Below are 232 nucleotides of genomic sequence, written 5' to 3'. Positions count from 1 at the left end.
TACGGTACGAACATGCACGGTGCCGCGGCGTTCGCCTGCATCGAAGTACCACCCTTCCGGCGCGGCCTGCCACGAGGCGGCATCTGTGAGCATCGGCAGCGCGCGGCCATCAAGAAGTACCGCTGCCGGCTTCTGCCGGCTGAGTACGCGCAGCGCGTAGCGGCGCTGTGCCAGCTGCCCCAGGTACTGACCGCGCACGCCATCGATGTTCACCTGCACCCGGCCACTGCCC

Annotated in this window: 1 protein-coding gene; it reads right to left on the bottom strand. The window is 68.5% G+C overall.

The window, feature by feature from the left end; genetic code table 11:
• On the bottom strand, positions 1-232 hold a 232-nt coding region (locus tag ACQG3P_RS24590; protein WP_426806509.1), incomplete at both ends, for a hypothetical protein.

Source organism: Stenotrophomonas sp. SrG (genome assembly GCF_050031795.1).
In the GTDB taxonomy this organism is placed as follows: Bacteria; Pseudomonadota; Gammaproteobacteria; order Xanthomonadales; family Xanthomonadaceae; genus Stenotrophomonas; species Stenotrophomonas rhizophila_A.
The sequence above is the reverse complement of the archived record's forward strand: the minus strand, read 5'-3'. Positions and strand labels throughout refer to the sequence as shown.